Genomic DNA, 26,737 nt, shown 5'->3' on the forward strand with positions numbered 1-26,737 from the left:
CCCGTAACCTAACCTTATGTCTACATCGTCCACCCCATCCAGTCAGAAAAAAAACGCCGGGGCGGGCGAGCTGGTGACCCTGGCAAAACGCGCCGACCAGACCCTGGCGCAGGGGAATTACAAACTTGCCCTGGAACAGTACAACCAGATCCTGGTGCTACAGGCAGATAATCTGGCCGCGCTGGTGGGGTGTGGGCGTGCGCTAACTTCTCTCAAACAATACGAATTTGCCATCGCGCATCTGGATTATGCGCTGGCTGCCGCGCCGCAAGACGCCGCTATCCATCATTACCGTGGGCTCGCCCTGCAAAAGGCGCGTCGCTTTGATGAGGCTATCGCTGCCTTGCAGACGGCCATCGAGCTTGAGCCTGATCAGCCTGCGCTGTACCTCAATCTTGCCAATACCCTGGCAGACGCGGGAGATGCCGAGCTGGCCCTGGCGTTTTATGACCAGATCATTGCGCAATATCCCTCGGCGCTAGCATTTAATAATCGTGGCAACCTGCATCTGGATCAGGGGCGCTTTGCCCTGGCCATGCAGGATTTTAACGAGGCCATTGCCCGACAGCCCGATCAGCCCCGGTTCTTCTGGAACAAAGCCCTGCTGCATTTATTGCTGGGGGAGTACGAGGCGGGCTGGAAACTCTATGAATATGGATTTCACACCGAAGGCGAAGCACGTGGCCTGATGCGCAGGTTTGATCAGCCGCGCTGGCTCGGCGATACCCCATTGGCGGGCAAGCGCTTGCTGCTGTGGGCAGAGCAGGGCTATGGCGATACCATCCAGTTTAGCCGCTATGCGCTGCAGGCCATGGAGCAGGGTGCGCAAGTGATTCTTGAAGTGCAGCCGCCCTTGCAGGCGCTTATTCAGTCTATGCATCCGCAGCTGCAGGTTGTTGCCGCCGGGCAAGCCTTGCCGGCGTTTGACCTGCACAGCCCCTTGCTCAGCATGCCGCTGGCATGGGCCAATGCCGGGCAAGCCGGTGTGCCCGCTTACCCCGCCTATTTGCATGCCGATGAAATGCTCAAGGCGAGGTTTGTGCACGCCTCTGGTAATAAACCACGCGTAGGTCTGGTGTGGTCTGGTTCTACCACACATAGCAATGACCACCGGCGTAGCCTGCTGTTGCAGAGCCTGCAATCCTGGCGCGATTTGCCGATAGCGCTGCATTGCTTGCAGCTGGACGTGCGTGAGGCAGACCTGACTGCCTTGGCCGAGTGGCCCGGGATGCATCTCTATACCAGCCGCCTCAAGGATTTTAGCGATACAGCTGCCTTGATCAGCACGCTGGACGTGGTGATTTCGGTCGACACCGCCGTCGCGCATCTGGCAGGAGCCTTGGGCAAACCCGTATGGGTGCTCTTGCCATGGATACCGGATTTTCGCTGGCTGCTGCATAGTCCACATAGCCCCTGGTACCCCACGGCACGACTTTACCGGCAACCGGTAGCCGGAGATTGGGCGAGTGTGGTGGAGCAGGTGAGGATGGATCTGCTAGCCTTGGGCAGTCCGTCATAAGCGTTCACATAAAAATGAAGAAGGATGCGGCCGAAAAACGGCTTGCTGAAAACAGGGAGTCAACTGCATGAAAAATAAACGGCCCGCTGCGCCCCCGCAAAAACAGCCCGCTGCCGGTGTTGAGCCGCTGGAGGTTGGCTTGCGCCGCGGCATGCAGCTGCAAACCGCGCATGACTGGCAGGCTGCCGAAGCGTTGTATCAGCAACTGCTCACCCGTTTTCCGGAAGACAACCGTTTGCTTACCTTGTTGGCCAGCCTTTATTTGCAGACTCAGCGTCATGAACCATGCATTGAGTTCTGCATGCGTCTCTTGAGCGCCAACCCGGAGCAAGCCGATGTCTGGGCCATGATAGGCGAGGCATGTTATGCGCTGGGACGCTATGAAGAAGCGCTCACTGCGCTGGAAAGCGTATTGCAACTGCGCGAGACCGATGCTGCCAGTGCTTTCCTGGCAGGCAATGCTTGCATGATGCTGGGCCATGCAGAATCCGCCCAGGCTTATTACCAGCGTGCCCTCCAATACCGGCCTGACTACGCCGAGGCCTACCACAATCTTGGCATTATTCTGAACCAGCGGCGGCAATGGCAGGATGCACTCAGCTTTTTCAATAAAGCGATTGATCTGAAGCCAGACTATCTGGAAGCCTATACCAGCTGCGGCAATGCCTTGATTGAGCTCGGTAAGCACGATTTTGCCATCGCGCATTTTGATCATGTACTGCAAGTGCAAGCGCAAAATCCGCTGGCCTTGAATGGGCGTGGCGTTGCCCTCAAGCACCTGCGTCAGCATGCGCTTGCACTGGCAAGTTTTGACGCTGCCCTGGCGGCGCGCCCGGGGTTTGCCGAAGCCACATTGAATCGCGCCAATGCATTGCTGGCTCTCGACAGGCATGAGGAGGCGCTGGAGGCTTACGGTGCTGCGCTGGCCCTGACCCCGCATAACCCGCAGGTCTATTCCAACCGCGGCAATGCCTATCTGGATCTGGGGCAATACGATGCCGCCCTGCAGGATTACGATCAGGCCCTGCAGCTGGAGCCGGACAACGCCACCGTGCTGTGGAACAAGGCCCTGATCTGCCTCGTGCATGGCGATTTTGAACAGGGTTGGCATTTGTTTGAACACGGCTGGGAGGCGGAAGGCCCGCCACGCGGTTACCGTCGTGTATGCTCACAACCGCTGTGGCTGGGCGATGCCCCCATCGCAGGTAAGCGCCTGCTACTGACTGCCGAGCAGGGCCTGGGCGATACCGTGCAGTTTGTGCGCTATGCCAGGTTGGCGGCAAACGCCGGAGCGCAGGTCATTCTTGAGGCACAGCCAGCCTTGGTCGATCTGCTCAAGACCATGGGGCCGGAGTTTACCGTGGTAGAACGTGGCACGGGCTTTGAGGCGTATGACCTTTATTGCCCCTACATGAGCTTGCCGCTGGCATTTGAAACCACACTGGCTACCATTCCTGCCCATATCCCATATCTGGGCGTGCCAGAAACGGCGCATCGATTTGAATTTCCTGCCCTTGCAGACCAACCGCAGGGCTTGAAGGTGGGTCTGGTCTGGTCCGGCTCAGCCACCCACATGCGCGATGCCAAGCGCAGCATCCTGCTGCAAAGCCTGGCGCCACTAATGACGCTACCGGTGGAATTCCATTGTCTGCAAAAAGAGCTGCGGCCAGCGGATGAAGCTGTCATGGCGAGCCTGCCGATACAAGACCACCGGGCTGCGCTTCACCAGTTTGCCGATACGGCAGCTCTGATCGATGCCATGGATGTGGTGATTACTGTTGATACCTCCGTGGCGCACGTAGCGGGCGCCATGGGCAAACCGGTATGGGTGTTGCTGCCCTTTGTGCCGGATTATCGCTGGTTGCTGACGCGGGAGGATAGCCCCTGGTACCCCACCGCCAGATTGTTCCGTCAGGCCCAGCGGGGAGATTGGTCGGCAGTCGTCGCTCGCGTGGGTCAGGGCTTACAGGCCTTGCTGGACGCGCGCTGAGTGAAATCCGGCAGGGGAAATTGCGCGTTCAGGATGGGTATCCTGGCGCAGGCCATCTTAGCGTGGGTATGGAAGTAAGTCTGCGCTAAGCCCTGTTATTACATGGTGATTGCTTGTTTGCCCAATCGCTCAGTGCGCGTTGCAGCATGTCCCAGCGTTCAGGGGGTGGCAGTCCAAGCCGGATGGCCGATGGTTGGGCAAATAGCCGCGTCCAGATACCATGCCGTGCCAGATGGGTATGAAGGTCGATAGCACGCGGGTCTTGCCAGTAGCTGAAGAGCGCGGTGCTGCCAGTGGGCGAAATCCTCGCCGCATTCAGCAGCTCTTGCATTTTTGCCATGTCCTGCAGCAGGCGGTGGCGTTGCGCATGCTGCCAGTCATGGTCGGCCATGGCGGCTGTGGCGATCAGGCGCGCCGGGCCGCTGAGCGTCCACGGCCCCAACCATTCCCGTAGTTGATCCAGTAAGTCCGGCGCGGCTAGCACCATGCCCACGCGTGCCCCAGCCAAGCCAAAAAACTTCCCCAGAGAGCGCAGCACTATCAAACCAGGTTTTGCGGCTTGCGCGCTGATGCTGTTCTCCGGCGTTGCGTCCATGAAAGCTTCATCCACGATAAGCCAGCCGCCCGGCGCCAGTGCCTGTTGCCATGCATGCAGTTGCGCAGGCGGGCACAGGCGCCCAGTCGGGTTGTTCGGGTTGCACACCACCAGCACGTCCACATTTTGCAGCTCGTTTATCTCGGGCAAGTGATCGCGCTCGGTGACGGTATGGCCGTGTTGTCGCCAGGCGTGGGCATGCTCGGCATAAGCAGGAGTGAGTACCCATACACGGCTGCGTGGGCGCAAATGCGGCAGCGCCTGAATGGCGGCTTGCGAGCCTGCCACGGCCAAGAGATGCTCTTGCTGGTAATAACGGCGTGCGGTTTCCAGCAGCGCATCGTTTTCTATTGGCAATCGTTGCCAGAGCGCAGGGCTGATAGGGGGTATCGGGAAGGCGTATGGGCTGATGCCGGTGGAAAGGTCCAGCCAGGCTTCCAGCGGGCGATCGTTGTCTATGCAGGCTTGCTGCAGGTTGCCGCCATGCTCAAGCATGCAGCAGTTTCCAGATCAGCCAGGCCACTAAAACGCCCGCGCACCACAGCATCATGCTGCGCTTGATCAAGGCTAGCGCGGCCGGAATATGCGCTGGCTCGGCCGTTGCTCCCAGCCCCAGCGCTGGGCGATCTTTCCACACGCCATGGTAAGGCGCGCGGCCACCCAGTTTGACTTGCAGTGCGCCAGCGCCAGCCGCCATCACGGGCCCGGCGTTGGGGCTGTACCAGGTGCTCGCCTGGGTGAACCAGCATTTGAGCCCTGACCAGGTGTGGCCACAAAGCGCATAGGCCAGCGCTGTCAGCCGTGCTGGAATCAGGTTGAAGACATCATCAAGGCGGGCGGCAGCCCAGCCAAAATAGCGATAGCGTGGCGTACGGTAGCCCCACATGGCATCCAGGGTATTGGCCAGCCGGTAAGCCACCACTCCTGGCCCGCCCAGCAGTGCAAACCAGAAAATGGCGGCAAATATCGCGTCATTGCCATTTTCAAGGACGGATTCGACGGTAGCGGAGGCAATCTGCCCACGGCTCAGTTTTTTGCTATCGCGGCTGACCATCATGCCAACCGCTTCACGTGCGCGTACCAGGTCGCGTGCCTGCAGCGCCTCAAAAACCCGCATGGCGTGCAGGTGCAGGCTGCGGGCGCCAATGGCGAGGTAAAGCAGGATAACGTCTATCACCCAGCCCAGCGGATGCCAGGTGATGAGCATGGCGACCAGCACCGCAGGCACCAGCAGTATCAGCCAGGCCAGCAAGCCAGCAATGCGACCGGTAAACGCACCCTCCAGATGATTCATGGCGCGCTCAAGCCGCGCTGCCAGCGTGCCAAAGCCCACCAGGGGATGCCAGCGGGTGGGCTCGCCCAGCCGCCAGTCCAGCAGACAGGCGGCGATAATCAATAGGGCTGGGGTTGGCAGCCAACTCATGGAATAATGGACCAATGGCATCCGTTCAAACATTCATGGTTCAGGGTACGACTTCCGATGCGGGCAAAAGCACGCTGGTCGCGGGCTTGTGCCGGGTATTGTATCGCAGGGGCGTGCGTGTCGCGCCGTTCAAGCCGCAAAACATGGCGCTCAATTCGGCGGTGACGGTGGATGGCGGCGAGATAGGCCGCGCGCAAGCCGTGCAGGCCCAGGCCTGTGGCCTGCCGCCGCATACTGATATGAACCCCGTGCTGCTCAAGCCCAATAGTGATACGGGCTGCCAGGTGATCATTCATGGCCGTGTGGTCGGCAATCAGGAAGCCACGCGCTATCACGATTACAAACCCACGGCCATGAAAGCTGTGATGGCCTCATGGCAACGCCTGTGCCAGCAATATGAACGTGTGGTGGTGGAAGGCGCGGGCAGCCCGGCCGAGATCAATCTGCGCCAGAACGATATTGCCAACATGGGCTTTGCCGAGGCGGCGGATTGTCCGGTGCTGCTGGTGGCCGATATTGATCGCGGTGGGGTATTTGCCCACATTGTTGGCACACTGGCCTTGCTCAGCGAATCCGAACGCCAGCGGGTTATCGGCTTTGTCATCAACCGCTTTCGTGGCGATATTGCCTTGCTGCAACCCGGCCTGGATTGGCTGGAGCAGGAGACTGGCAAGCCGGTGCTGGGCGTGCTGCCGTATCTGCATCAACTGCATATCGAAGCAGAAGACGCTGTGCCGCGCGAAGTCGCGCTCAAGGACGACATCCGCCTGCGTGTGATCGCGCCCGTGCTGCCGCATGTGAGTAACCACACGGATATGGATGCCCTGCGCCTGCACCCGCATGTGCATTTCGAATTCATCAGCATGGGCGAGCCGGTGCCGCCGGCGGACCTGATTATTCTCCCCGGTAGCAAAAACGTGCGTGGCGATCTGCAGACGCTGAAAGCGCATGGTTGGGAGACTGCCCTGGCGCGCCATTTGCGCTACGGCGGCAAAGTGCTGGGCATTTGCGGCGGCTTCCAGATGCTGGGACAGCACATTCACGACCCGCACGGGCTGGAAGGCGATGCCGGCTCAGACCCCGGTTTTGGCTGGTTCGATATGCAAACCACGCTGCATACCCATAAAAAACTGGCGCAGGTGGCAGGGCGCCTTAGCTTTGGTAATCAGGCCGAAGTGACGGGCTATGAGATACACATGGGCGTCAGCGAAGGCCCGGCCATGCAACAGCCCATGCTCTATATAGGCGACACGCCAGAAGGTGCTATTTCAATGGATGGCCAGATAGCGGGCACTTACCTGCACGGCCTGTTTGACCAGGCCTCGGCGACCAGCGCCCTGTTGCAATGGGCAGGGCTGCCTGATCTGGAGGCACAGAAAACCGTGCTGGAATACGACTATATGCAACTGCGGGAAGATGGCCTGAATCGCTTAGCCGATGCGCTGGAACAACATCTGGATTGGGCGCGGCTCGCGCCCTATTTGTAGCACCCGCTCAGCCTGCGCGGCGGGTAATTACATCAAGCCGGATCTGCCGCAAGCACCTGTATGGTCTGTTCCATGCACTCCACTACCTGGCCCGCGCGTATCTTGGCGGTCTTGCGACTTTCCGGCTTGCCATCCACCGTTACCAGACCATCGGCCACCATGGCCTTGCCCTGGCCGCCAGAGTCGGCAATGCCGGTCAGTTTCAGCAGGTTGCAAAGCTCAATGAACTCGCCCTTGAGTGTAAATTCCATGATTATCCTTTTAATGTAAGTGGCAGCCCGGCGGCGACAAAAGTCACCCGCGGTGCAATGGCGGCAATCGCCTGGTTCAGCCTGCCTTGTTCATCCTGAAACTGGCGGTTGATCTCGCCCAGCGGTACGATGCCCATGCCCACTTCATTGCTCACCAGCAACACTTCGCCGGGCAATGTCGGCAGGGTTTCCAGCAAATCTCGTTTCTCCTGCTGCCAGTCTACGCCTTCCGGCGGCGCACAGTCCGGGCATATGCATTGCGCCAGCCACAAGGTCAGGCAATCCACCATCAGGCAGCGGTCAGCCGCCGCATGTTCGCGCAAGGTAGCCGCCAGGCCAAACGGCTTTTCCACCGTTGGCCAGTGTGCCGGACGCTGTTTGCGATGATGCGCGACGCGCTCGCCAAATTCGCTGTCATATACCTGCGCGGTAGCGATATAAATCACCGTCTTGCCGCTTTGCTCCGCCAGCTTTTCGGCGTACAGGCTTTTGCCAGAGCGGGCGCCGCCGAGGATCAGATGAGTAGACATGCTTAACTCCAATGCTTTTGATGGGCCTGCCGCGCGCCCCATTGCTGAATGATCTCCTGCAACTGCCGCAAGCCGTGTTGAATCAGGCTGGGGCCGGGCTGCAGAATATCCGCTGATTTTATCTCACGCAGCCAGCCCTGCTGCACGGCGGGGATAGTATCCCACCCCGGCCGCGCCATCACTTGTTCCGGCTGAAATTTTTTACCGCACCACGAGCCGATGATGATATCCGGCTGGCGGTCTACCACCTGCTGCGGGTCCGCAATAATCCTGTCCCTGGCGGAGGGAAACTGCGCCAGCTCGGCAAAGGCATCCTCGCCTCCCGCCAACGCAATCAGCTCGCCCACCCAGCGTATGCCGCTCATCATGGGCGCATCCCACTCCTCAAAATACACCCGCGGCTTGCGCGGCAGATAATCCGCCGTCTCGCGCACCGCATCCATCTCCTGCTGCAAGCGCGCTACCAGCGCCTGTGCCTCGGCGGCCTTATCCACCAACACACCCAGGCTCAAGATCATCTGTAACACCTGCGCCAGCGAGCGCTGGTTATACACATGCACCTCCACCCCGGCCCGTATCAGTGATGCTGCAATATCCGCCTGCAGGTTAGAAAAGCCAATCACCAGATCCGGCTCCAGCGCCAATATCTTGTCCAGCTTGGCACTGGTAAACGCCGACACCTTGGGTTTCTCGCGCCGCGCCGCCGCTGGCCGCGTGGTAAAGCCGGAAATCCCGACAATACGATCCTGCGCGCCCAGAAGATAAAGCGTTTCAACGGTTTCGGTAGTGAGGCAGACGATGCGGTGGTACATGAGGGTTCCTAAAAATTAATTGTAGTGTTCTTTTTTAAACCATAAGTGATGTGGAAGTTGGCTGGCTTGCAAAGCACTGACTAGAATCTTAAGCCCGACACAGTTGCTAAAAAAACAATACTGATACTTGATGAACTTGGTAATTATAAAGAGGTTATAAGATGAAATATGTACGTTATCCAATAGTTGATGGTGATCAAACTACAGCTGGATCATCAAGCAAGGTTATTTCACCCCCTATGAAATGTCCGCAACCTATTTTCGGTGCAGACGCAACATATGAGGGCGATAAAATTTGGTGTTCAGCTTGTGAAAGTTACGGTGTAGCGAAATGTATTCCTCCGTTTCGGCCTGATAAATCTTTTGATGGAAGGCAGCGAGTTTTAAGTGGCGATTTATGTATTTGTAAATGCCAAACTCCACCTCATTTAATTGCCAGAACCAAAAACTATACAATTAATTTTAATGAGGCTGAAGTAAAAAACATGCCTGGGTCTGAATATTGGCTTTCATTCATAAATAAAAGCGATTATAAAAATATACAGCCTTCTCATGATCAATATTTTATATTTATTACTGAAACAGGAGAAAGGTTATCCGGAATAAATTATAAAATTTATGATGACTTTGGCGGTCATATTTCAGGTAAATCAAACATAGATGGATGCACAAATAAAATTGAAGGTACATCGGGTTATCTTGTTAGTTGTCTGATAAGTAAAAGTGAGTTGGTATGAACGAAAATTATGGATTGTTAATAAAAGATATTCCGCTTACTCCTAAGAGTGATGATCGTGCTGTCTTCGTTAAGATTAAAACATTCTGGAAAACAAAAAATATTTGGAATGATAACTATATAAAACTCTTCCAGAGTCAGGTTCCAAATCTTGCAGAGAGAATTAGAGGCGAGAAAAGTTGGGATGGTGAAGGAAATGTAAATGCTACCAGATATACATGTGAAGATTTTGCATTAAGGGTTTTAGTGGAGTTTTCTTCAAAATATCAACTTCCCATTAAGATTAAAACGGGTGTTAGAGTTTATGAAAATATGGAATTTTATAATCCAGAGCAGCATGATCAATACTCGTCAAATCCATTAGGGTTTTGCGACATGGTAATGAGTACTTTTGGCGCGCCTGACTTTCAGAGGGTTGGAATTAATACCGTTATGATAGATGGACCAGAAAAACTGATGCCAGGCGATATTTTGGCTCAGGTTCATGACAGACGTGGTGATGTAGCACATCATATACAACTGGTTGCTGCATCTAGCCATAGCAGCATCCAAATTTATCAGGGCAATTCCGGTGCTGGCAATTGGCTTTCCCCTATGTTTAAAGTATTTGGAAAAAATCCCGCTGATCCAATGGACCACTCTTACACTGGCAAGCCAATAGAAATTGGTGTTTATGTAAAAAGTTATGATGAATGGAATTATGAAAATCAAACGCAAGGAGTATACAAAAAAGATTACTTGCGATTGTTTTCTTTTTATAGATGGAAATTTATGGAGTTTAACAAATGAGATTTATACAATTTCCTGAATGGATTACTGAACCTGCATTGTGTGTGGATGATGGATTTCGAGCCCTTTTTTTAATTACACTGTCTCTTTTTCATTTTATTGCTCTGATGTTGGTGGCAAGGCTAAAAATATCCATTGTGCTAAAACTTATTATATGCACGATACTGTCTCTAGTTCCACTCGTGACATTTTTATTGCTATACGTGGCTAGTCTACCTAAGGGGTAACAAGTTACCTTGCTTAATAAAGTAAATTTATTCTTTACTTAGGTAGGGAGTCTTATCCCATTCATCCTCCATCACCATCTCACTCAATGGCTTCGCCTCCGCCCATCCCTCCTCAATCAGCATGGGCTGCGCATAAAACGCGGGCACATGGCCCAGGCATAGCACGGCGACCGGCTTTGCGCCTTCTGGCATGTTGAGCAGTCTGGCGAGTTGCTCGGGGTCGAAGATGGAGACCCAGCCCATGCCGAGGCCTTCGGCGCGGGCGGCGAGCCAGATGTTCTGGATGGCGCAGGAGACGGAGGCGAGGTCCATCTCGGGCAGGGTGCGGCGGCCGAAGACGTAGCGTTCGCGGCCATCGCACAGGGCGGCGACGATGACTTCGCCGCATTGCAGGATGCCTTCTACTTTCAGGCGTAAAAATTCGGCTTCGCGTTCGCCCAGGGCATGCGCGGTTTGCTGGCGCTCCTGCTCGACCAATGCGTGTATCTGCTGGCGTAAGGCGGACTGAGTAATGCGGATGAAGCGCCAGGGTTGCATGAGACCGACGCTGGGGGCGTGGTGCGCGGCGTTGAGCAGGCGTTGCAGGGTGGCGGGGTCTACCGGGTCTGGCAAAAAATGGCGCATGTCGCGCCGTTCGGCGATGACGCGGTAGATGGCGGCGCGCTCTTCATCGCTGTAACGAAAGTCGCTCATTTTGCGGTTCCTTGCGGTGAGACTGAGGGTTGAGCGGGCTGCTTTGTTTGGGCGGATGGGTTGGCCTGCTCGATCAACAGCAGTTTGCCGGTTTTTTCATCGCGATAGACCTGGCCGACGGATTGATAGCCGCTGCCAGGGTTGCCGGACACGCTGGGTGGCGCGGCGATCTCGCGGCCGCGCTCCAGTTCCTTGGCGGGTTTGATCATGGCCTGGCCACCGGCGCTAAGGGCGGCGAGCAGGCCGCAGGCGAATACCAGCATGACATCCACCAGATTGACCAGGCTGGCGCGCGGGTCTTCATCGTCGTGGTCAAAGCGGCTGTGCAGGCGGCGTTTGGCCGGGCGTGGGGCAGCGGCGGGTTCCGTGTTCATGGCAGGGCCCGATTTCATGCTTGAGCTTTTCATGATAGGCCTTCAGCTTTCCAGCGATTCCAGCACATCTTCATACCAGCGGCGGCGCAGCTTGCCGATGACGAGGCCGGCAATACCGGCGATCAGGCCCAGCACGGTGGCATCAAACGCCGTGGTGACAGCTTGCGCCAGTTGCGCCGGGTTGCCTTGACCCAGCGCGGCGAGGCCGGGCCCGAGGGGGATAATGGTCGCCATCAGCCCCAGCATGGGCGGAATGCGCGCCAGCAGATCGGCGCGTTCCAGCCGGTGGCGGGCGGTTTTGATCACGGCATCGCTCGCCGACTGGCGCATCTGGCGCAGGCCAAACAGCCGCTCGCCGATGGCAATGCCAGATTCCAGCACGGCGAAGGCGACCGAGGCGATGAGAATGGCGATCACCGACGTGAGCAGGCTGGTAATGGCCGCGTGCAGATTGTTCATGTCAAACAGCATAAATCGTCCTTTTTACAATGTGATGCCGGGATGGGCTGCCATGGTGATGAAGCATCCTGCAATGCGGGGCAGTCATCGTCAGCGTTGTATATCCCACCGATCAAGCCTGCGGTTGCTTGCGCATGCCCAGCCAGATACCCAGACCCAGCGCAGGCAGCAGTGCTAGCAACCACCACCCCAGATGCAATTGCACGGATTTCACCGCGACTTCATACATGGTGGGTGCGGCTTGCACCGGCGCCGGAGGTGTTTTGGCAGCGGGCGCCGGTTTTTGTGCGGCCTTGTTGGCGTTTACTGGCTCGGGTTCTGGTGTCGCATCCGGCAGACGCGGAGCGTTGGCCTCAGCCTGTGCAGTGGGGCCATAGGTATTCAGGCCGTCACCGCGCGCCTTGGATAATACCTGCTGCAAGGCTTGCTTATCCTGGCTGCTGAGGTGGCCGGCGAGCCACGACCACATGGGGTGGTTGGGCGCGGTATGGCCGCTGCCGGGCAGGCCATTTTTGCTGACCAGTTGTGTGAGCTGGCTGCCGAGCTGGCGCACGGTGGCGTCATCGGCATGCCAGTAGCCTTTTTGCGCGGCAACCAGCATGATCGCCAGCATCTGCGCCTTGACATGGGCGTTGTGCTTGTCTTCCAGGAATTTATCCAGCCCCAGCCCGAGGCCATCGTCTACATACACGCGCTTCACTTCGTCCCAGGCCCAGTCCTTGATGATGTCGGGCCGGGTGACTTGCCAGCCCCACAGGTTTTCCATGAACTCGGTGCCCATGGTGCGTGCACCGGCATAGCCGTGGTCCATCAGCGGGCGTATCCAGTTGGGGTTCAGGTAGCGGCCACGCATTTCCATCAGCAGGGCGGTTTCCAGCGGATCGTCGCTGACGTTATTGGGGTCGCTGTGATTGAGAATGCGCGCCGCCGGACGCTGGCCGGTAACCTGCTCGGTGGCAAGGGAGAGGCCGCCCAGATAATCAAATGCATCGTTGTTATCCATCAGGCCATACAGGTTGGATGCGCGGCCATGGTAGGTGTTGGCAATGCTGCCTAGCGCGGTGGAAAACACAGCGTGCGCGGGCTGGCCCTGCGCATCCAGCCCATAAGCGTGGCCCATGCGGGTGAGGTAGGCGTTGCCCAGTTCGCTGCGGTCTTTCCAGCTGCCGGAGCGCTCGGTGAGGCGGTTGATGCCGGTGCCATAGGCGCCCGGGGCATCGCCAAAGATACGCCAGGCGGCTTCACGCCCGGCTTGTGCCAGCGGCATGCCCTGGGTTGCCAGTGCCTGGGTGCGGCGCAGCCAATGCAGTGCAACGCCATTGTTCTCCAGCGATTCACCGGCTTCCTGCCGGGCTTCGCCCAGCGGAGTCAGCGCGGCGTCCAGCGCATCATTGAGTTCAGGGTGCTGCTGCCGTATGCGCGTGGCGGAGGCGGCGAGCGCCATGCGGCCTGCAGTGTCTATCCACTGCATCAGGTTGGGGTAAAGGTCACGAAACAGCCCCGAGGTGGTGACGATGACATCGTGCCGCGCCACGCCGGGGGTGAGCTGCATTTTTTGCACAATGCCGCGCGCATTCCACTCCGGCTCGGTGCCCATCAGCCGCAAGATAAAGCTCACGATCACGCCTTCATCGCGCACCGCATCGGAGGCCCAGAGAATCACGCCTTCACTATCCTTGATGCTGTCGCGCTGTTTGACCTTGTCCGCCATGGCGGCGCCCATCTGAAAGCCCAGGCGCGTGGGCAAGACATCGCCATCCAGCGCGTGAAAATTGCGGCCCGTGGGCAATGATTCTGGCGAGCGCAGCGGGTCGTTGCCCTTGCCCGGCGGTATAAAGCCGCCATCCAGCGCATGCAAAAAGGCATGCATTTCCAGCCCCGGCGAGGCGGCGAGCGCATCGTGCGTGGCATCACTCACCTTGTGCTCCTGCCCGCGGCCCATGGAGTCCAGCATCAGTTGCAAGGACGCCTCCGACCAAGGGCGGCCGAAGATATGCAGGCCATGCGGCATGAACTTCTCCTGCAGCTTGGTCAGGTAATGGCCGACTTCATGTGCCAGCAAATCATCGTCCGTCTGCTCAAAGCCGATGCCGCGCACCTGCAGCACATCGGCCATGCTGGCTTCCAGCTCCGAGCGCAGTTGCAGGGCTTCTACCAGCCGTCGCATTTCACGGGCGGCCTCCAGTTTCATGGTGTCCGAGCTGGAGGATTCGTAGGTTTCCACTACCTGCCGCAGTTCCAGCAAGCGGTCATACAGCGGCGTGGCGGTGAGTGGTGGTGTCAGGTGATCTATCATCACCGCCAGCCCGCGCCGCTTGGATTGCGTGCCTTCGCCCACGCCATCGACGATATACGGATAAATGCCGGGCAGATCGCCCGCGATCAGGCGCGAGTAGTCATTGGCCGAGAGTCCCACGGCCTTGCCGGGCAGGAATTCATAGGTGGAATGGCGGCCAATGTGCACCAGCGCATCAGCACCGAAATCGGCTTGCAGCCAGTGGTAAAAACCCAGGTACTGATGCGGCGGCGGAATGGTGGTGTTGGCATGCAGCAATTCTTCATCCACCTCCCAGCCGCGTGGTGGTTGCGGGCCGATAAAAATATTGCCGAAGCGGATGCCGGGAATCAGCATGTTGCCGTTATGCACCATGACCTTGCCCGGTGGCTGACCCCAGCCGCGCAGGCCTTCAATACCCAGCGCGGCGAGGCGGGATTTATCCTGAGTGAGCTTGTTGCAGTCGGTGTGTTGATCCAGGCATTGCTCGTAGCCGGTTTGCAGGGCGGCAAGCTGGCGCAAGGCTTCATTGCGCTTGGGATGGTCCGCGCCTTCCAGCAGGTGGCGCAGCTCATGCATGGCTTTATCGAGGCGCGTGCGGCCAATGGCGATTTCTCCGGCTTGTTGCGCGGCCACGATATCCGCATGCAGCCTGCCGAGCGGGCCTTCGGTCATCTCGCCGCGCACGGCGGCGGGCAGGGTGGCAAACCAGCGCTGGTAACTTGCCGCATCCATATTGATGACGTGCTGCTGCATCTCGGCCAGGGCGCCGTTGTCTTCCGGCAGGTTAACGCCGCGTTGCTGCATGATATCGAGCAGCGCCTCGGGCGAGGCTGGCAGCTCGCCGGTGGTGTAGCCGGCCTGTTGCAGCGCGTGCAGCATGTCGAACAGGCTGGCGGGCACATCAAGATTATCGGCCCCGATATTCTGGCGACCTGGCGGGTGGTTGTAGTAAATCAGCGCGACTTTCTTGTCGGCATTCGGTTTGTCGCGCAGGGCTTGCCAGCGTATAGCCCGCGTCACCAGCGAGCCGATTTCGGCAGGCAGCATCTGCGGCAACTTGAGTTCCACGCCGGTTTGTTTGTCCAGCGTGGTGGGGCCAGCGGCCGCGACCACGATAGGTTGCGAACTGCCTTGAATCTCCGGCATGGCCACGCGGTATTGCACCGAGTTGATCGGCAGGCCATCCTCCGAAAGCTGCCAGGCCGAGGCGGTACGGTCGGTGAGGCGTATGGCCTTGTAGACCGGCACATCGAGCTGCGACAGCAGGTTGGTGACGGCCTCACGCCCTTCGGCGGCGCCGACCACAAAATCCTGCAGCACTACCAGCCCGGCGGGCTTGGCCGGCGCCACCAGGGTTTTCAGCTGGGCGATGGCATCGCGCGAGCTTTCGCCCCAGCGCGCCATCAGCACCAGGCATTGCAGTTTGCGGCGGGCGCTGTCCTGGCAGATGGCATCGGCGGGTTGCGGGTCGCTGGTATTGAGGTCGAGCACCACCAGTACCGGTGCGGCATTTAGACGCAGTGCCGTTGGCGCGATTTCCTTGTCCTGCATGCGGTAAACCATGGCAGGCTGCGGCTTGGGTAATGGCGCTGTGCCACGAGGGTGTAGCCAGTAGCGGATGAAGGCGGTCTGGTTTTCACTGCCACCGGCTTGCCACAGGTCATGCAGGGCCAGCCATTGCGCGGCTGCCGGATGGTTGCGCGCGGCGCTGGCAATCTCCGGGGCGAGATTGTTCTGAGTGAGTGTCAGCGCTGCCGCATCCTTAAAGCGGCTGACCGGCTTACCAGCAAAGCGGCTGCGCATGGAAAGCCCGCTTTCGCCATTGAGTGCGATGAAGTTGCGGATATCGCCACTGCCAGCCCGATCCAGCCGGACTTGCAGTCGTTGCGCGGCTTCGCCATAGACGGCGATGGCCATCACGGCATCGGCATTTTTCAGCCAGCGATCCAGCGTTTTGTCGTCCGCCGCCAGTACTTGCGATTGCGTGCGCAGCAGGATTTTATCCTTGCCGTTATTGGCAAGTACCACGTGCGCCGCATTGGCCACTGCCGGGGCGGTGCGATCGGAGACGATGCCGAACAGCGTGGCAGCGGAGGCAGGCGGGCTGGAAAGGGTGAATGCCGCAAGCAGCAGGCCGCCAAGGGTATAAGCAGGCAGCCGGGCCATCATGCGGTGAAGAGGGCGGCGGCCGCTTGCGGGTTGGAGGGGAAGTAAAAGTGCAGATAGCTCGCGGTCAGGCTGCCATGGCGATAGATGGCTTCGCCGGGTTTTCCGCGCTGGGTGATGGCGCTGTGCATAGGCGGCAAGGTGGTTTCCATGCGGGAGTAATGAAAGGTGTGGGCGTTGAGGCGCCCATCGGCAAAGTCGGCAAACTGCACGCCCAGCCCCTGAAAGCGCGGCTGCATGCTGGTGCTGCCAGGCAGCAGGCCAAACATCGGCGTGCTATCAATCGCCTCACTGAGTGCCATCATGCCGCCGCATTCGGCCAGCATGGGTATGCCTGCTTGCCAGGCTTGCTGCAATGCCTGGCGCATGGCCTGGTTGGCGCTGAGGGTCGCGGCATGGATCTCCGGATAGCCGCCGGGAAACCACAGGGCATCGGCGGTGGGCAGCGCCTGATCATGTAGCGGTGAGAAAAATTCGAGTTGGGCGCCCATTTCACGCAGGCAATCCAGATTGGCAGGATAAATAAAACAGAAGGCTGCATCGCGTGCGATGGCGATGGTTTTGCCCGCCAGCGGACGGAAGCTATCGGCTGGGGTGTCGGTTGGTGCAGCGAAGTCGGTAGCCGGGGGTAGCGGCAAGATGCCATCGGGCTGCGAGGCCAGCAGGGCCTGTGCTGCAGCGCTGATGCGTTGTTCCAGATCGTCAATCTCGTCGGCACGGTGCAGGCCGAGGTGGCGTTCTGGCAATGAAAAGTTGTCGGATTTTGGCAAGGCGCCCAGCCATGGAATATCGGCTGGCAGGCTCTGACGCAATAAATCCGCATGGTGGCTGCTACTGGTGCGGTTGCCGATGACACCTGCCGGAATCAGCGCCGGGCGATAGCGATAAAGCCCGGCTGCCAGTGCGCCAAAAGTCTGCGCCATGCCAGCAGCATCTACGGTCAGGGCGACAGGGATACGAAAGCGTTCGGCGATATCAGCGCTGGATGGCGCACCATCGTAAAGCCCCATCACGCCTTCAATGATGATCACATCGGCGTCGAGCGCGGCCTGATGCAGCCTGGCCTGGATGTCGGCCTCACCATTCATGGCCAGGTCGAGGTTGTAAACGGGATGACCGGTGGCGGTCGCCAGGATCATGGGGTCAAGAAAGTCGGGGCCGCATTTGAAACCACGCACCCGCAAGCCGCTATCGCGCCAGGCGCGGGCCAGGGCGGCGGTGACCAGTGTTTTGCCCTGATTGGATGCCGGGGCGGAAACCAGCAGGGCCGGGCAGGCCGCCGCTACCACTCCACCCCCGGCATGGCTTGCACGCCATTTTTAAAGGCATGCTTCACCATATTCATTTCGGTGACGGTGTCGGCCTGCTCTATCAGCTCCGGCGGCGCTGCCCGGCCGGTGACGACCACATGCTGCATAGCAGGGCGCGCGGCAATGTCCGCCAGCACATCGGCCAGCTCCAGGTAATGGTATTTGAGCACGATGTTGAGCTCGTCCAGTATCACCACGCCGACACTGCTATCTTGCATGGCTTGCTGCGCCTGGGCCCAGCCTTGTTTGGCAGCGGCAATATCGCGATCGCGGTTTTGCGTTTCCCAGGTAAAGCCTTCGCCCATCACATGCCAGGTGACATTGGGCTGGTTGCGGTAAAAGGCCTCTTCGCCGGTGTCGGAGCGGCCTTTGACAAACTGCACCACCACCGCACGCTGACCATGCCCCAGCGCACGCGCCAGCAGGCCAAACGCTGCGGTGGATTTGCCTTTGCCATTGCCGGTATTCACCAGCAACAGGCCGCGCTCTACCCGGGCGGCCTCAATCTTGGCATCGACCACTGCTTTTTTGCGCGCCATGCGATCGGCATGGCGCTGGTTCAGCCCCTGGTCTTGCTCACTCATGCGGCTTGCTTGGCATCAGCGCGCACCAGCTTGATCACGATATGAATGATGGCGGCGGTGGCGATGTAAAACGCCAGGGTTTGCAGGGAAGATGGATAGTATTTGGTCAGGCGTGGCAGGAATTCCATCAGTGATGGATCGGCGTAGCGACCGGAGAAGAAGTAGAAGCCGCCGCTGGAGAACAGGTGGCAGATAAAGCTACTGACCAGTACAGCGCCGCTCAATGTGAACAGGGATTTGATGGCAAAGCTGTAGTGCTTGGCAAACCAGCGACCGCCCAGCCACAGGGTACCGTAAGCCGGTACCAGGAAGCCATAGGCCGGGCTGGTGCAGAAATCGCTGCCGCCACTGGCGCTCACCGAGGCAAAGTCCAGACCCGCTGCGAGGCCCATGAAGACGGGAAACACCCACATTGGGCGCAGATAAACACCCAGCATGAAAAAGACGGCCCAGGATGCGCTGGGCAGATGGTTGACGCTGGCAAAGTGGTTGCCACGCGTCATGATCATGAGTGCTGCGAGCAGTAAGCCGACGATAAGCTGTTGCTGTTTGGTGAGGTTAAGCATGAGAGATTGCCTTATGGTTAAAGTATTTAAGAAACGGAACATTTCAATATTTTAAATGAAATGTTCCCTTAACATTGCCTCTTGCATGGCCTATCGTTTTGCCGCTGCTCTTTGCCCGCCTTAAAGCGCGGGCGAATAGCGCAGTGTGACGAACAGGTTGGTGCCGAACGTGCCATAGTCCTTGGCCAACTCATACTCGCGATCAAACAGATTGTTGACGCGCGCATTCACTGACCAGTCCTGGTTGATGCGGTAATTGGTAAACACATTGAGCAGGGTGTAACCGCTCAGGCGGAGAGCGTTGGCCGTGTCATCAAAACGATGGCCGGAGCTTTCGATTTCACTGCCAAATTGCCAGTCGCCCCACGTTTGGGTTAAGCCCAGCGCGCCATGCTCACGGGCGCGACGCGGCAGCCAGTTTCCTGTGTCGGCATCTTCTGCCCGCAAAAAGTCGGCATTGCCGTATACCTGAGTGCGATCCCAGCTGCCGTTGTAGCTCAGCGTCAGGCCTTTGAGATCGGCTTTATTGACGTTGATGGGTGGAGTAGTTGTGCCCACCGATGGCGTGATGATCAGGTTATCCACCTTATTTTTGTAATAGATGGCGCTGATACGCTGGCCACCCTGGCTAAATTGCAGGCCAATCTCGCCATTTTCGGCTTCTTCTGGTTTGAGGTTGGGATTACCTATGTATCTACCTTGCAAGGGGCTATAAAGCTGATTAAAGGTCGGTGCATTAAATGCCGTCCCGTATAGCGCATGGGCGCGCCATTGCGGATTAATCTGGTAAGCATACCCAAGGCTGCCGGTGGTTTTGTCGCCAAACTGCGAGTTCTGGTCGAGGCGACTGTTGGCCTGGAACTGGTGGCTCCCGAGCTTGTATTGCCAGCCCAGCAGATAGGATTGAATGTTGCGTTCATCCTTGGCAAATTTGGTCGTTCCCTCAACCTTCTGTTCGCGCCGCTCAGAGCCCAGCGTAAACAAGCCCAAATCTGTCGTGATGTCGTTTTGCCAGCTGTATTGGGTTTGCGTGGTCTTGATCAGTGAGCGGACTTTCAGGGTATTGGCCGTGTTTGGGCTGAATGACTCCAGATTGTCCTCACTCTGGCCGACGCTGAAATTGCTCATCCAGTTTTCGGTGAACTGATTTTTGCTGTAAACCGAGATCAGAGTCTGACGGCGGTTGCCATAATAATCAAAGCGGTTTGTTGGGTTTGCTGCTGGACTAGTAGTGCCACCATCGTAATGGTTGGTGCCCTCATTCAGCCAGCCCTGGATGCCGAGCTCATGGTTCTCGGTGAAATGCTGAGCCAGTTTCAATGACACATTTCTGTTGTTATAGCCATCGTCATCCGGGTTGTAATTTCTTAATGTTTTATTAGCAATGGCAGAGACGCCATTGGTGGAACTGGCTCCGGCCTGCACGCTGAAACTGGTGTTTTCGACTCGTCCCGCAATTCCAGCCGTGGCGCTGCTGCTGCCATAGGTGCCCAGGCCCACGCTCGCATTCAGGCGCGGTTTGCCTTTGCCGCTCTTGGTAAAAATCTGGATGACGCCGCCGATTGCATCAGCGCCATACAAGCTGCTGGCCGGGCCGCGCAGGATTTCCACGCGCTCAATCTGGTCGAGCGGAATATTTTCAAGCGCTGTGGTGCCGGTGGTGGCGGAGCTGACGCGCAGGCCGTCTATCAGCACTAGCGTATGTGTGGCGTTGGCGCCACGGATAAAGATATCAGCAGATTTGCCGGTGCCGCCATTCTGTACGATCTGCACGCCGGGTTGCATGGCGAGCAGTTGCACCAGGGTCGTCTGACCGGCTTTCTGAATCTGATCCTGGGTAATGACGGAAATATCGCCCAGCGCATCGCTGACTTTTTGTTCGGTGCGGGCGGCGGTGACGACGATGTCTGACAGTGTGGTATCGGCCGCCACTGAATTGAATGAATGCGCAAACAAAGGCGCAAGCGCGATGGCGAGTGCAGAACGGTGAAGCATGGAATTTTCCTTATGCTGTTCCCGGCAACGCTTGCGCCTGTGGCGTGGTAATCAAGACAGAGTGGAGAACAGCTGAAGCGAGTCTGGTGACGCTGCAACCCCGCAGCAATCCCTTGAATCATCAGGCCGGTCTCCGGGCTCATACGTTTTGTTAATCCGCCTTCCCATGGCTATGCCACAGTGGCGTGTAGGATCAACCACACGTAATTACCGTTGCGGGGGCAGCACAGGGTTTGTTTGTGAAAACTCACCTGTTTCCCAGTTTCACCTCATCGCAGAATAGCGACTTCGGCACCTGAACAACTGCGTGAATTATATGCGATGTCGCCGAAAATAAACAGGCGGGGAAATGCGGTTGAGGAAAAGCGAGGAACGAACGTTAGGCGTCTGGAGATACACTTTTTGCAAGCTTACATGGCATGCAGCCCAGCAGATTGCCGGGCTGAGAATGTTGATGAGGCTGACGTGGGCTACCACGCTACCCGACAAAGATTAAAGCGATATGCGGCTGGGAGCGGCGATACGCAATTTGAATAAACGGGCTGCCAGCCAACCAATCGCCACATACATCAACGCGTAGCCGACATAGGGCATGTAATACTTGGCTACGCGGACGCTAAATTCGGTAATGGTCAGGCTATCCACTTTGTCTGAAAACGCAAACCAGAAGGCATTGGACACAACAAAAGCAATGCTGGTGGAGCCCCAGGCAAACAAGGCAAATGGCAAGATGGAAAATGGCTTGTCACTATCCGCCAGTAACCGTCCCGCGCCCCATACCAGACCATAGGTGGGAATCAGGCCCCAGTAACCAGGCGACATGCAGTAATCCGACACGCCTTGCCAGCCCATGGCATACCCATCCATGCCAAATGCCGCAATCAGCGCCAGCCCCAGCCAGCTCGTATTAGTGATCAGCAAGCCGCCCATGAACAGCACCGCCAGCGTGGCGTCAGGCAGGTAAACATCATTGCCGAAATGCTGGGTGCGAGTGGCGATGATCAAGAGAATCAGGATAGCGCCCACCCAGAAAGACTGCTTGTTGTGCTGCGGCATTTCGTCAAAACTCCGTTGTGCTTGCTTAGTGCCTTGGATTGTAACTGTTTAAATCAAAATCCCCAAAAGCAAAAGCCGCCAGATACATTCAAGTAGGTGGCGGCCATATCAGCTTTAAGGGCGATTAAAAGTCAGCTTTCATGCCTACGCGCCAGGTACGTGAGAAATCGACTGGATAGATGGCATCGTCACGCACCTGTATGGAGTTCTTGTGTTCAAAAATGTTATTAAGTGCAGTGAATAGCTGCACATTCTTGAATTTATAACTCAGGGCAAGGTTAGTGGATTCGTAGCTATTTTGTTTCTGCGTCAGGTTATTGGCGAAGTCATCCGCTGAATAAGTGGAAGAGCGCCACACATGGCTGAGGTTTAGGTAAGCATTTTCGTAAAAACGATACCCAAGATTAGCTACTACCCCATTGCGCGATACTCCCGGGAGTTCTTTGCCATTAAACGCTCCATTCCCATCGGCTTCTCTATCGATAATTGCCCGTGTGTATGTGTAAATGAGGGACGTGCTGATGTTATCGGTAACTTGAAACTGATCTTGAAACTCAAGGCCATATTTGTGGGACTGGTCTATATTTGTATTAAGCCCAATAAGTGAGTTGTAATAAATTTCGTCATGTAAGCGAGTTTTGAAAAGGGTGATTTTCAAACGATTTTTTTCAATCAAATGATTGAAGCCCACATTGAGAGTTCTGGCCCGTGATGGCGCAATGAAACTATTAAATGCGCCGATCTGGTTGAAGAAACGGTCAATATCAGGAGCTTGGTAGGCTTTGTTATAGTTGGCAAACACGCTGGATTGCTGATTAAGGCGATAGTTCATGCCTATATCCCAAGCTCCCAGTTTATCCCCATTTTCCCAGCCAGTTGTTCCGGTTGGATTGTAGTTATATTCCACTTTTTCTCGGCGGGCTCCTGCCGAAAGTGTAAGAGCATCAAGATGCAGTTCTGATTGAATAAAAGCCGCTGTATTGTCTTTGGTGAAATTATTGCTAGTGCCTTTTCGCTCCCCTTCAAAGGTTTGTAAACCTCCAACAACGCTAAAGAGGTCGCTCTGATATGTCAGCCCTACGTCATGGGAAAGATAGTCGTAGTCGAACTTCGAACTATAGTTGAAATACTCGGAGTGCTTATCTTCCTGTGTGCGGTTGGCACTGAGTTTCCAATGATTGTTGATTTGATACTCCAGCCCCACTCGCCATTGATCAGAGTCCAACGCTTGATGGGTATATGCTCCGCTGCTGCCGTTTTGGCGAGGGTTATCTCTAAACTGTGCGCGTGTCAGTGAGTTGACATAGCGGATGTCGGTGCGCGAGCTCGTGCCCTCTACATTAAAACGAAGGCCATCCATAGGCTTAATACCGAGTTTGATATTCTGTGCTGTGGTTGAGTAGCTGTCTCTTTTGCCAGTACTATCTTTTTTGCTGTATCCATCATTGCTGTCATCAGAAGCGCTGGCAGATAAATCAAAGTATTGCTCAGAAATACCCGCGGAAATATTGCCAGTTTTGCTTCCGAAGTTCCCCGCTGAAGCGCTGACAGAAACGCCAGTGCGTGTTTTTGTATAAATCTGAATGGTCCCCGCCATTGCGCCGTCACCATAGATCACGGAACCACTGCCTTTGGTAATTTCGATGCGATCAATATTGCTGAGCGGAATCCCGCCAATCAATTGCGGTGAACCATCAATGTTATTCAGGCGTTGACCATCGACTGACACGACGATGTTTTGATAGCCGTTAGCATTGCCATAGCCACGCATATCAATCGAAGGCGTCGCTTTATTCCCGAAGTTTGGGAGTGTGGTGATGGACGTATGCTGGGCAAGATAATCATAGAGGTTGGTAGCGCCGGAAGCCTGAATCATCTCTTGAGTGTGCACTTCGGATGCGTAGGTCGTTTCGGTGTCTTTCCGTTCCAGGCGGTTGGCTGTGACAATCACGGTGCCAATATCCACGCTTTTTTCTTCTTCCGCGTATGCGCCCGTCGTAAACAGCAAGCCTATCGTACTTGCCAGTATGGTTTTGTTCATGAATACCCCTTTGTGTGCATGCGACCCCGCATGCGAGAAATAAAAAGGGAATACCGTGAGGGAAGCTGTTGAATCTATCCGGAACGAAGGCGCAATATGAAATTAAGTTATGTGCGATTCGCTGCGAAAACCGTCACCCCGCGGTATTGCCTGCTTGTGAGCTATCGGGCCGGTCTCCGGGCTTATACGTTTTGTTCATTCGCCTTCCCATGCATGTGCACAGTGGCTTGTTGAATGAACCGCACGTAATTACCGTTGCGGGGGCAGCACAGGAATAGTTGCTCGATTCGTCGTCAACGCACCTGTTTCCCAGTTTCACCCGGTTTGCAGAGCAGCAAATCGGGCACCAGATAACGTGCATAGGATTATACGTGATGCAAAAAATTTCACCAAAGTGAGATTAAAACTTAACGTGTTGTAATACTTTCAAAAATGCTCGTTAGCAGTTGACCATGCAAGCTTTTTACAATTATAGTGCCGATATGGAATCCGATCTGAAAGCCCTCGAAGACAAGGTAGGTGAGCTGGTGCAGCTTTACCATGCCGTGCGTTCGGAGAATCTGCAATTGCGTCAGGAGCTTGCCCAAAGCCGTGATGAGTCGCGCCTTTTGAAAGAGCAAATGTCCAAGGCCGGCAGCCGGATCGAGGCTCTGTTAAGCCAATTGCCAGAAGGTAGCCTATGAGCGAAGTGCGTGCAGTTGATGTCAACATCATGGGGCGGGAGTTCAAGGTTTCCTGTACGGATGATGAGCGTGAAGGATTGATTTCAGCCGTCACGTATCTTGATCGCAAGATGCGTGAAATTCGCGATACCGGCAAGGTGATTGGCATTGAACGTATTGCGGTGATGGCTGCCCTCAACATGGCACATGAGCTTTTGACTACCCGTAGCGGCGGCTTTGACATCGGGGATTTGAAGCGTAGAATGATGTCCATGCAGGAACAGATTGACGAGGCGATTGCCGAGCAAAACAAGTTGTTCTGATCAAAAATTTTCTTTTGCCATGTCTGTCATGGCGCCAGTTTGTTCCCTGCGGTATTGTTTAGGTCATAAATTCCTTGAACTAGTCTTTGGCATCGGTTTCGGTGTGTTGATTCACTGTTGAGCGCGCTCCTAATGTGGGTGTACCTGATGTGTTCCACGCTGTTACCACTTGAACCTTTTGGTTCAGGATGCTGGCCTGGGTGATGCTTGCGGGGAACTCCCACATTGCAAAAAGCACGTGATTCCAATGGAACCCCGTGCTTTTTTTATGGCGATGTCCTGATGATTTGGGTTATCGCAGTTCGTGGTATTTCAAATCGCCCAGACTCACAATCTCCAGCGCACGCTCGTGCGTGGCCTCCAGAATCACCGGCGGCGCAAACCCTGCCTCTGCGGCTTCATGCCAGCGGGCGGCGCACAAACACCAGCGGTCACCGGGTTTCAAGCCTTCAAATCCATATTCAGGTCGTGGCGTGCTGAGATCGTTTCCCCGGGATTGGGAAAACGCCAGAAACTCTTCGGTGACTTGCGCGCAGACGGTATGGCTGCCTGTGTCTTCGGGGCCGGTTTCGCAGCAGCCGTTACGGGTGAAGCCGGTCAATGGTTGAGTGCTGCAGGATTGCAGCGGGGTACCTAACACGTTTTTTGCCATGGTGCAGTTCCTGTATCAGTGCTTGGTGTGGGTATACTCCTCGATCTTGAAATGCAGAACCGAGAAGCTGGTTGGGCTTTGACGTTACGCCATTGAGTTGGATTATCATACGTAAAACTGAACGTCATAGAGAAGAAAAATGCGATATTGGTTAATGAAGTCTGAGCCCGGCGATGTGTCGATTGATGATCTTGCCGGTTTTCCCAATCAAACGGTGGACTGGTATGGCGTCCGCAATTATCAGGCACGCAATTTCATGCGTGACCAGATGAAGGTCGGCGATGGCGTGCTGTTTTACCATTCCAACTGTGCCGAGCCTGGCATTGTCGGCATCGCCGAAGTGAGCAGGCTGGCCTATCCTGACCGGTTGCAGTTTGTTGAGGGGCATAAATATTATGACCCCAAGGCAACGCCAGAAAATCCCCGCTGGTTCAATGTGGACGTCAAGCTGGTGCGTAAAACCCGTCTCTTGAGCTTGAAGGAAATGCGCGAAACACCTGAGCTGGAAAGTCTGCGCATTCTGCAGCGTGGTAATCGTCTTTCCATCACCCCGGTAGATCCGCGCGAATGGAATTTCATCATGAAGCTGCTGGAAGCCTAGCATGAGCAAGCAGTTTGACGCGCTTGGCCAGGAGCACATGGAGTTCATCTGGCAGCAACCCATGTTCTTTGTGGCTACTGCTGCGCCGGAAGGCCGGGTCAATCTCTCGCCCAAAGGTTTGGATTCATTGCGCGTGCTGGATGCCAACACCGTGGCCTGGCTGAATGTGACGGGCAGCGGCAATGAAACTGCTGCGCATCTGCTCGAAAACCCACGCATGACGCTGATGTTTTGTGCGTTTCAGGGCAAGCCGCTGATTTTGCGTCTATATGGGCAAGCGCAAGTGGTGCATCCGCATGACCGTGCCTGGAATGAGTGGGCCGCCCGCTTTGAGCAGCTGCCGGGAACACGCCAGATTTTTATATTGAAAGTTGATCTGGTGCAGACTTCGTGCGGCATGGCCGTGCCCTTGTTCAGTTACCAGGGCCAGCGCACCCAGTTGACGCAATGGGCAGAAAAACAGGGCGAAGCGGGCATGCGACGCTACTGGCAGGACAAAAACCAGCGCAGTCTGGATGGCAAACCAACCGGGATTTTTGGCCCGGATCTGTTTGATCCTATTTAACTGTTTTTTCATACCTCGCGTGCAAACGTGAAAAGCAAAAAAGCCCGCAATTG

25 protein-coding genes and 2 riboswitches are annotated in these 26,737 nt (G+C 56.3%); of the genes, 9 read left to right on the forward strand and 16 right to left on the reverse strand.

From position 1 onward, the window contains the following. The first annotated feature begins 16 nt into the window (after nt 1-16). A complete protein-coding gene (locus MPQ_RS00725) occupies nt 17-1,519 on the forward strand; it encodes a tetratricopeptide repeat protein (protein ID WP_013440962.1) in 1,503 nt (500 codons plus the stop codon). A gap of 67 nt (nt 1,520-1,586) precedes the next feature. Continuing rightward, nucleotides 1,587-3,509: a tetratricopeptide repeat protein gene (locus MPQ_RS00730; protein ID WP_013440963.1), complete on the forward strand. Its 1,923-nt coding sequence runs from the start codon at nt 1,587-1,589 to the stop codon at nt 3,507-3,509. Between the two features lie 85 nt (nt 3,510-3,594). On the opposite strand, the gene cobD is transcribed toward MPQ_RS00730, so the two are convergent. Both cobD and cbiB read right to left on the reverse strand, forming a co-directional pair. Then, nucleotides 3,595-4,599, reverse strand: coding sequence for a threonine-phosphate decarboxylase CobD (gene cobD / locus MPQ_RS00735; protein ID WP_013440964.1), 1,005 nt, complete (start codon nt 4,597-4,599; stop codon nt 3,595-3,597). Beyond that, nucleotides 4,592-5,527: an adenosylcobinamide-phosphate synthase CbiB gene (gene cbiB / locus MPQ_RS00740; protein WP_041361909.1), complete on the reverse strand. Its 936-nt coding sequence runs from the start codon at nt 5,525-5,527 to the stop codon at nt 4,592-4,594. The genes cobD and cbiB overlap by 8 nt, the downstream gene beginning before the upstream one ends. 14 nt (nt 5,528-5,541) lie before the next feature. Here cbiB and MPQ_RS00745 point away from each other — a divergent pair, with 14 nt between their 5' ends. After that, a complete protein-coding gene (locus MPQ_RS00745; RefSeq protein WP_013440966.1) occupies nt 5,542-7,014 on the forward strand; it encodes a cobyric acid synthase in 1,473 nt (490 codons plus the stop codon). Between the two features lie 32 nt (nt 7,015-7,046). Here MPQ_RS00745 and MPQ_RS00750 read toward each other — a convergent pair whose 3' ends face one another. From MPQ_RS00750 to MPQ_RS00760, 3 genes are read right to left on the reverse strand one after another with little or no spacing between them, the layout of a single operon-like run. After that, complete coding sequence (locus MPQ_RS00750; RefSeq protein WP_013440967.1) at nt 7,047-7,265, reverse strand: RNA-binding S4 domain-containing protein; 219 nt, start codon at nt 7,263-7,265, stop codon at nt 7,047-7,049. A gap of 2 nt (nt 7,266-7,267) precedes the next feature. Then, on the reverse strand, nt 7,268-7,795 hold the full coding sequence (gene cobU / locus MPQ_RS00755; protein WP_013440968.1) for a bifunctional adenosylcobinamide kinase/adenosylcobinamide-phosphate guanylyltransferase: 528 nt from the start codon (nt 7,793-7,795) through the stop codon (nt 7,268-7,270). A 2-nt stretch (nt 7,796-7,797) separates the two neighbouring features. Next, complete coding sequence (locus MPQ_RS00760; RefSeq protein ID WP_013440969.1) at nt 7,798-8,607, reverse strand: cobalamin-binding protein; 810 nt, start codon at nt 8,605-8,607, stop codon at nt 7,798-7,800. A gap of 161 nt (nt 8,608-8,768) precedes the next feature. On the opposite strand from MPQ_RS00760, the gene MPQ_RS13805 reads away from it, so the two are divergent. Beyond that, nucleotides 8,769-9,344, forward strand: a complete 576-nt coding sequence (locus MPQ_RS13805) for a PAAR domain-containing protein (RefSeq protein WP_148225247.1) — start codon at nt 8,769-8,771, stop codon at nt 9,342-9,344. Next, nucleotides 9,341-10,132 carry a hypothetical protein gene (locus MPQ_RS00770; RefSeq protein WP_041361911.1) on the forward strand — a complete coding sequence of 264 codons (792 nt, stop codon included), beginning with the start codon at nt 9,341-9,343 and terminating at the stop codon, nt 10,130-10,132. The genes MPQ_RS13805 and MPQ_RS00770 overlap by 4 nt, the downstream gene beginning before the upstream one ends. Nucleotides 10,133-10,386: 254 nt before the next feature. Here MPQ_RS00770 and bluB read toward each other — a convergent pair whose 3' ends face one another. From bluB to MPQ_RS00825, 10 genes are all read right to left on the reverse strand, one after another. Next, the gene (gene bluB, locus MPQ_RS00780) at nt 10,387-11,052 is read right to left on the reverse strand and encodes a 5,6-dimethylbenzimidazole synthase (RefSeq protein WP_013440973.1); all 666 of its coding nucleotides are present in this window, start codon (nt 11,050-11,052) and stop codon (nt 10,387-10,389) included. After that, a complete protein-coding gene (locus tag MPQ_RS00785) occupies nt 11,049-11,426 on the reverse strand; it encodes a DUF2149 domain-containing protein (protein WP_049821920.1) in 378 nt (125 codons plus the stop codon). The genes bluB and MPQ_RS00785 overlap by 4 nt, the downstream gene beginning before the upstream one ends. A 42-nt stretch (nt 11,427-11,468) precedes the next feature. Beyond that, complete coding sequence (locus tag MPQ_RS00790) at nt 11,469-11,897, reverse strand: MotA/TolQ/ExbB proton channel family protein (RefSeq protein WP_013440975.1); 429 nt, start codon at nt 11,895-11,897, stop codon at nt 11,469-11,471. A 100-nt stretch (nt 11,898-11,997) separates the two neighbouring features. Beyond that, on the reverse strand, nt 11,998-16,332 hold the full coding sequence (locus tag MPQ_RS00795) for a cobaltochelatase subunit CobN (RefSeq protein ID WP_013440976.1): 4,335 nt from the start codon (nt 16,330-16,332) through the stop codon (nt 11,998-12,000). Next, nucleotides 16,329-17,618, reverse strand: a complete 1,290-nt coding sequence (locus MPQ_RS00800) for a cobyrinate a,c-diamide synthase (protein WP_013440977.1) — start codon at nt 17,616-17,618, stop codon at nt 16,329-16,331. Before MPQ_RS00800 ends, MPQ_RS00795 begins: the two co-directional genes overlap by 4 nt. After that, nucleotides 17,612-18,223 (reverse strand): cob(I)yrinic acid a,c-diamide adenosyltransferase, encoded by a 612-nt coding sequence (cobO, locus tag MPQ_RS00805; RefSeq protein ID WP_013440978.1) that lies wholly within the window; start codon nt 18,221-18,223, stop codon nt 17,612-17,614. The genes MPQ_RS00800 and cobO overlap by 7 nt, the downstream gene beginning before the upstream one ends. Beyond that, nucleotides 18,220-18,789 carry a hypothetical protein gene (locus MPQ_RS00810; RefSeq protein WP_013440979.1) on the reverse strand — a complete coding sequence of 190 codons (570 nt, stop codon included), beginning with the start codon at nt 18,787-18,789 and terminating at the stop codon, nt 18,220-18,222. The genes cobO and MPQ_RS00810 overlap by 4 nt, the downstream gene beginning before the upstream one ends. 120 nt (nt 18,790-18,909) lie before the next feature. After that, nucleotides 18,910-20,784 carry a TonB-dependent receptor domain-containing protein gene (locus MPQ_RS00815; RefSeq protein WP_013440980.1) on the reverse strand — a complete coding sequence of 625 codons (1,875 nt, stop codon included), beginning with the start codon at nt 20,782-20,784 and terminating at the stop codon, nt 18,910-18,912. Between the two features lie 106 nt (nt 20,785-20,890). After that, nucleotides 20,891-21,098: riboswitch (cobalamin riboswitch) on the reverse strand. Nucleotides 21,099-21,276: 178 nt separating this feature from the next. Further along, complete coding sequence (locus MPQ_RS00820; RefSeq protein ID WP_013440981.1) at nt 21,277-21,840, reverse strand: hypothetical protein; 564 nt, start codon at nt 21,838-21,840, stop codon at nt 21,277-21,279. A 124-nt stretch (nt 21,841-21,964) separates the two neighbouring features. Continuing rightward, entirely contained in the window at nt 21,965-23,881 is a 1,917-nt protein-coding gene (locus MPQ_RS00825) for a TonB-dependent receptor (protein WP_013440982.1), read from the reverse strand. 149 nt (nt 23,882-24,030) lie between these two features. Further along, nucleotides 24,031-24,247: riboswitch (cobalamin riboswitch) on the reverse strand. An 86-nt stretch (nt 24,248-24,333) separates the two neighbouring features. Here MPQ_RS00825 and MPQ_RS00830 point away from each other — a divergent pair. Both MPQ_RS00830 and MPQ_RS00835 read left to right on the forward strand, forming a co-directional pair. Continuing rightward, the gene (locus MPQ_RS00830; protein WP_013440983.1) at nt 24,334-24,564 is read left to right on the forward strand and encodes a hypothetical protein; all 231 of its coding nucleotides are present in this window, start codon (nt 24,334-24,336) and stop codon (nt 24,562-24,564) included. Next, nucleotides 24,561-24,866, forward strand: a complete 306-nt coding sequence (locus tag MPQ_RS00835) for a cell division protein ZapA (RefSeq protein ID WP_013440984.1) — start codon at nt 24,561-24,563, stop codon at nt 24,864-24,866. The genes MPQ_RS00830 and MPQ_RS00835 overlap by 4 nt, the downstream gene beginning before the upstream one ends. 292 nt (nt 24,867-25,158) lie before the next feature. Here the strand turns inward: MPQ_RS00835 and MPQ_RS00840 are convergent, their stop codons facing one another. Next, on the reverse strand, nt 25,159-25,518 hold the full coding sequence (locus MPQ_RS00840) for a DUF2237 family protein (protein ID WP_013440985.1): 360 nt from the start codon (nt 25,516-25,518) through the stop codon (nt 25,159-25,161). 139 nt (nt 25,519-25,657) lie between these two features. On the opposite strand from MPQ_RS00840, the gene MPQ_RS00845 reads away from it, so the two are divergent. Both MPQ_RS00845 and MPQ_RS00850 read left to right on the forward strand, forming a co-directional pair. Continuing rightward, nucleotides 25,658-26,119, forward strand: a complete 462-nt coding sequence (locus MPQ_RS00845; protein ID WP_015829179.1) for an EVE domain-containing protein — start codon at nt 25,658-25,660, stop codon at nt 26,117-26,119. Between the two features lies 1 nt (nt 26,120). After that, nucleotides 26,121-26,684, forward strand: coding sequence for a pyridoxamine 5'-phosphate oxidase family protein (locus MPQ_RS00850; protein ID WP_013440987.1), 564 nt, complete (start codon nt 26,121-26,123; stop codon nt 26,682-26,684). Nucleotides 26,685-26,737: the final 53 nt, after the last annotated feature.

This window comes from Methylovorus sp. MP688, assembly GCF_000183115.1.
In the GTDB taxonomy this organism is placed as follows: domain Bacteria; phylum Pseudomonadota; class Gammaproteobacteria; order Burkholderiales; family Methylophilaceae; genus Methylovorus; species Methylovorus glucosotrophus.

Excerpts from the sequence above, each read along its gene's own strand:
- MPQ_RS00770 (WP_041361911.1), top strand. The coding sequence starts at position 9,341 with ATGAACGAAAATTATGGATTGTTAATAAAAGATATTCCGCTTACTCCT.
- MPQ_RS00810 (WP_013440979.1), bottom strand. The coding sequence starts at position 18,789 with ATGCTTAACCTCACCAAACAGCAACAGCTTATCGTCGGCTTACTGCTC.
- MPQ_RS00725 (WP_013440962.1), top strand. The coding sequence starts at position 17 with ATGTCTACATCGTCCACCCCATCCAGTCAGAAAAAAAACGCCGGGGCG.
- MPQ_RS00850 (WP_013440987.1), top strand. The coding sequence starts at position 26,121 with ATGAGCAAGCAGTTTGACGCGCTTGGCCAGGAGCACATGGAGTTCATC.
- MPQ_RS00750 (WP_013440967.1), bottom strand. The coding sequence starts at position 7,265 with ATGGAATTTACACTCAAGGGCGAGTTCATTGAGCTTTGCAACCTGCTG.
- MPQ_RS13805 (WP_148225247.1), top strand. The coding sequence starts at position 8,769 with ATGAAATATGTACGTTATCCAATAGTTGATGGTGATCAAACTACAGCT.
- MPQ_RS00760 (WP_013440969.1), bottom strand. The coding sequence starts at position 8,607 with ATGTACCACCGCATCGTCTGCCTCACTACCGAAACCGTTGAAACGCTT.
- cbiB (WP_041361909.1), bottom strand. The coding sequence starts at position 5,527 with ATGAGTTGGCTGCCAACCCCAGCCCTATTGATTATCGCCGCCTGTCTG.
- MPQ_RS00795 (WP_013440976.1), bottom strand. The coding sequence starts at position 16,332 with ATGATGGCCCGGCTGCCTGCTTATACCCTTGGCGGCCTGCTGCTTGCG.
- MPQ_RS00820 (WP_013440981.1), bottom strand. The coding sequence starts at position 21,840 with ATGCCGCAGCACAACAAGCAGTCTTTCTGGGTGGGCGCTATCCTGATT.
- MPQ_RS00745 (WP_013440966.1), top strand. The coding sequence starts at position 5,542 with ATGGCATCCGTTCAAACATTCATGGTTCAGGGTACGACTTCCGATGCG.
- MPQ_RS00825 (WP_013440982.1), bottom strand. The coding sequence starts at position 23,881 with ATGAACAAAACCATACTGGCAAGTACGATAGGCTTGCTGTTTACGACG.
- MPQ_RS00785 (WP_049821920.1), bottom strand. The coding sequence starts at position 11,426 with ATGAACACGGAACCCGCCGCTGCCCCACGCCCGGCCAAACGCCGCCTG.
- MPQ_RS00790 (WP_013440975.1), bottom strand. The coding sequence starts at position 11,897 with ATGCTGTTTGACATGAACAATCTGCACGCGGCCATTACCAGCCTGCTC.
- cobO (WP_013440978.1), bottom strand. The coding sequence starts at position 18,223 with ATGAGTGAGCAAGACCAGGGGCTGAACCAGCGCCATGCCGATCGCATG.
- MPQ_RS00835 (WP_013440984.1), top strand. The coding sequence starts at position 24,561 with ATGAGCGAAGTGCGTGCAGTTGATGTCAACATCATGGGGCGGGAGTTC.
- cobD (WP_013440964.1), bottom strand. The coding sequence starts at position 4,599 with ATGCTTGAGCATGGCGGCAACCTGCAGCAAGCCTGCATAGACAACGAT.
- MPQ_RS00815 (WP_013440980.1), bottom strand. The coding sequence starts at position 20,784 with ATGCTTCACCGTTCTGCACTCGCCATCGCGCTTGCGCCTTTGTTTGCG.
- MPQ_RS00845 (WP_015829179.1), top strand. The coding sequence starts at position 25,658 with ATGCGATATTGGTTAATGAAGTCTGAGCCCGGCGATGTGTCGATTGAT.
- MPQ_RS00840 (WP_013440985.1), bottom strand. The coding sequence starts at position 25,518 with ATGGCAAAAAACGTGTTAGGTACCCCGCTGCAATCCTGCAGCACTCAA.
- bluB (WP_013440973.1), bottom strand. The coding sequence starts at position 11,052 with ATGAGCGACTTTCGTTACAGCGATGAAGAGCGCGCCGCCATCTACCGC.
- MPQ_RS00730 (WP_013440963.1), top strand. The coding sequence starts at position 1,587 with ATGAAAAATAAACGGCCCGCTGCGCCCCCGCAAAAACAGCCCGCTGCC.
- MPQ_RS00830 (WP_013440983.1), top strand. The coding sequence starts at position 24,334 with ATGCAAGCTTTTTACAATTATAGTGCCGATATGGAATCCGATCTGAAA.
- cobU (WP_013440968.1), bottom strand. The coding sequence starts at position 7,795 with ATGTCTACTCATCTGATCCTCGGCGGCGCCCGCTCTGGCAAAAGCCTG.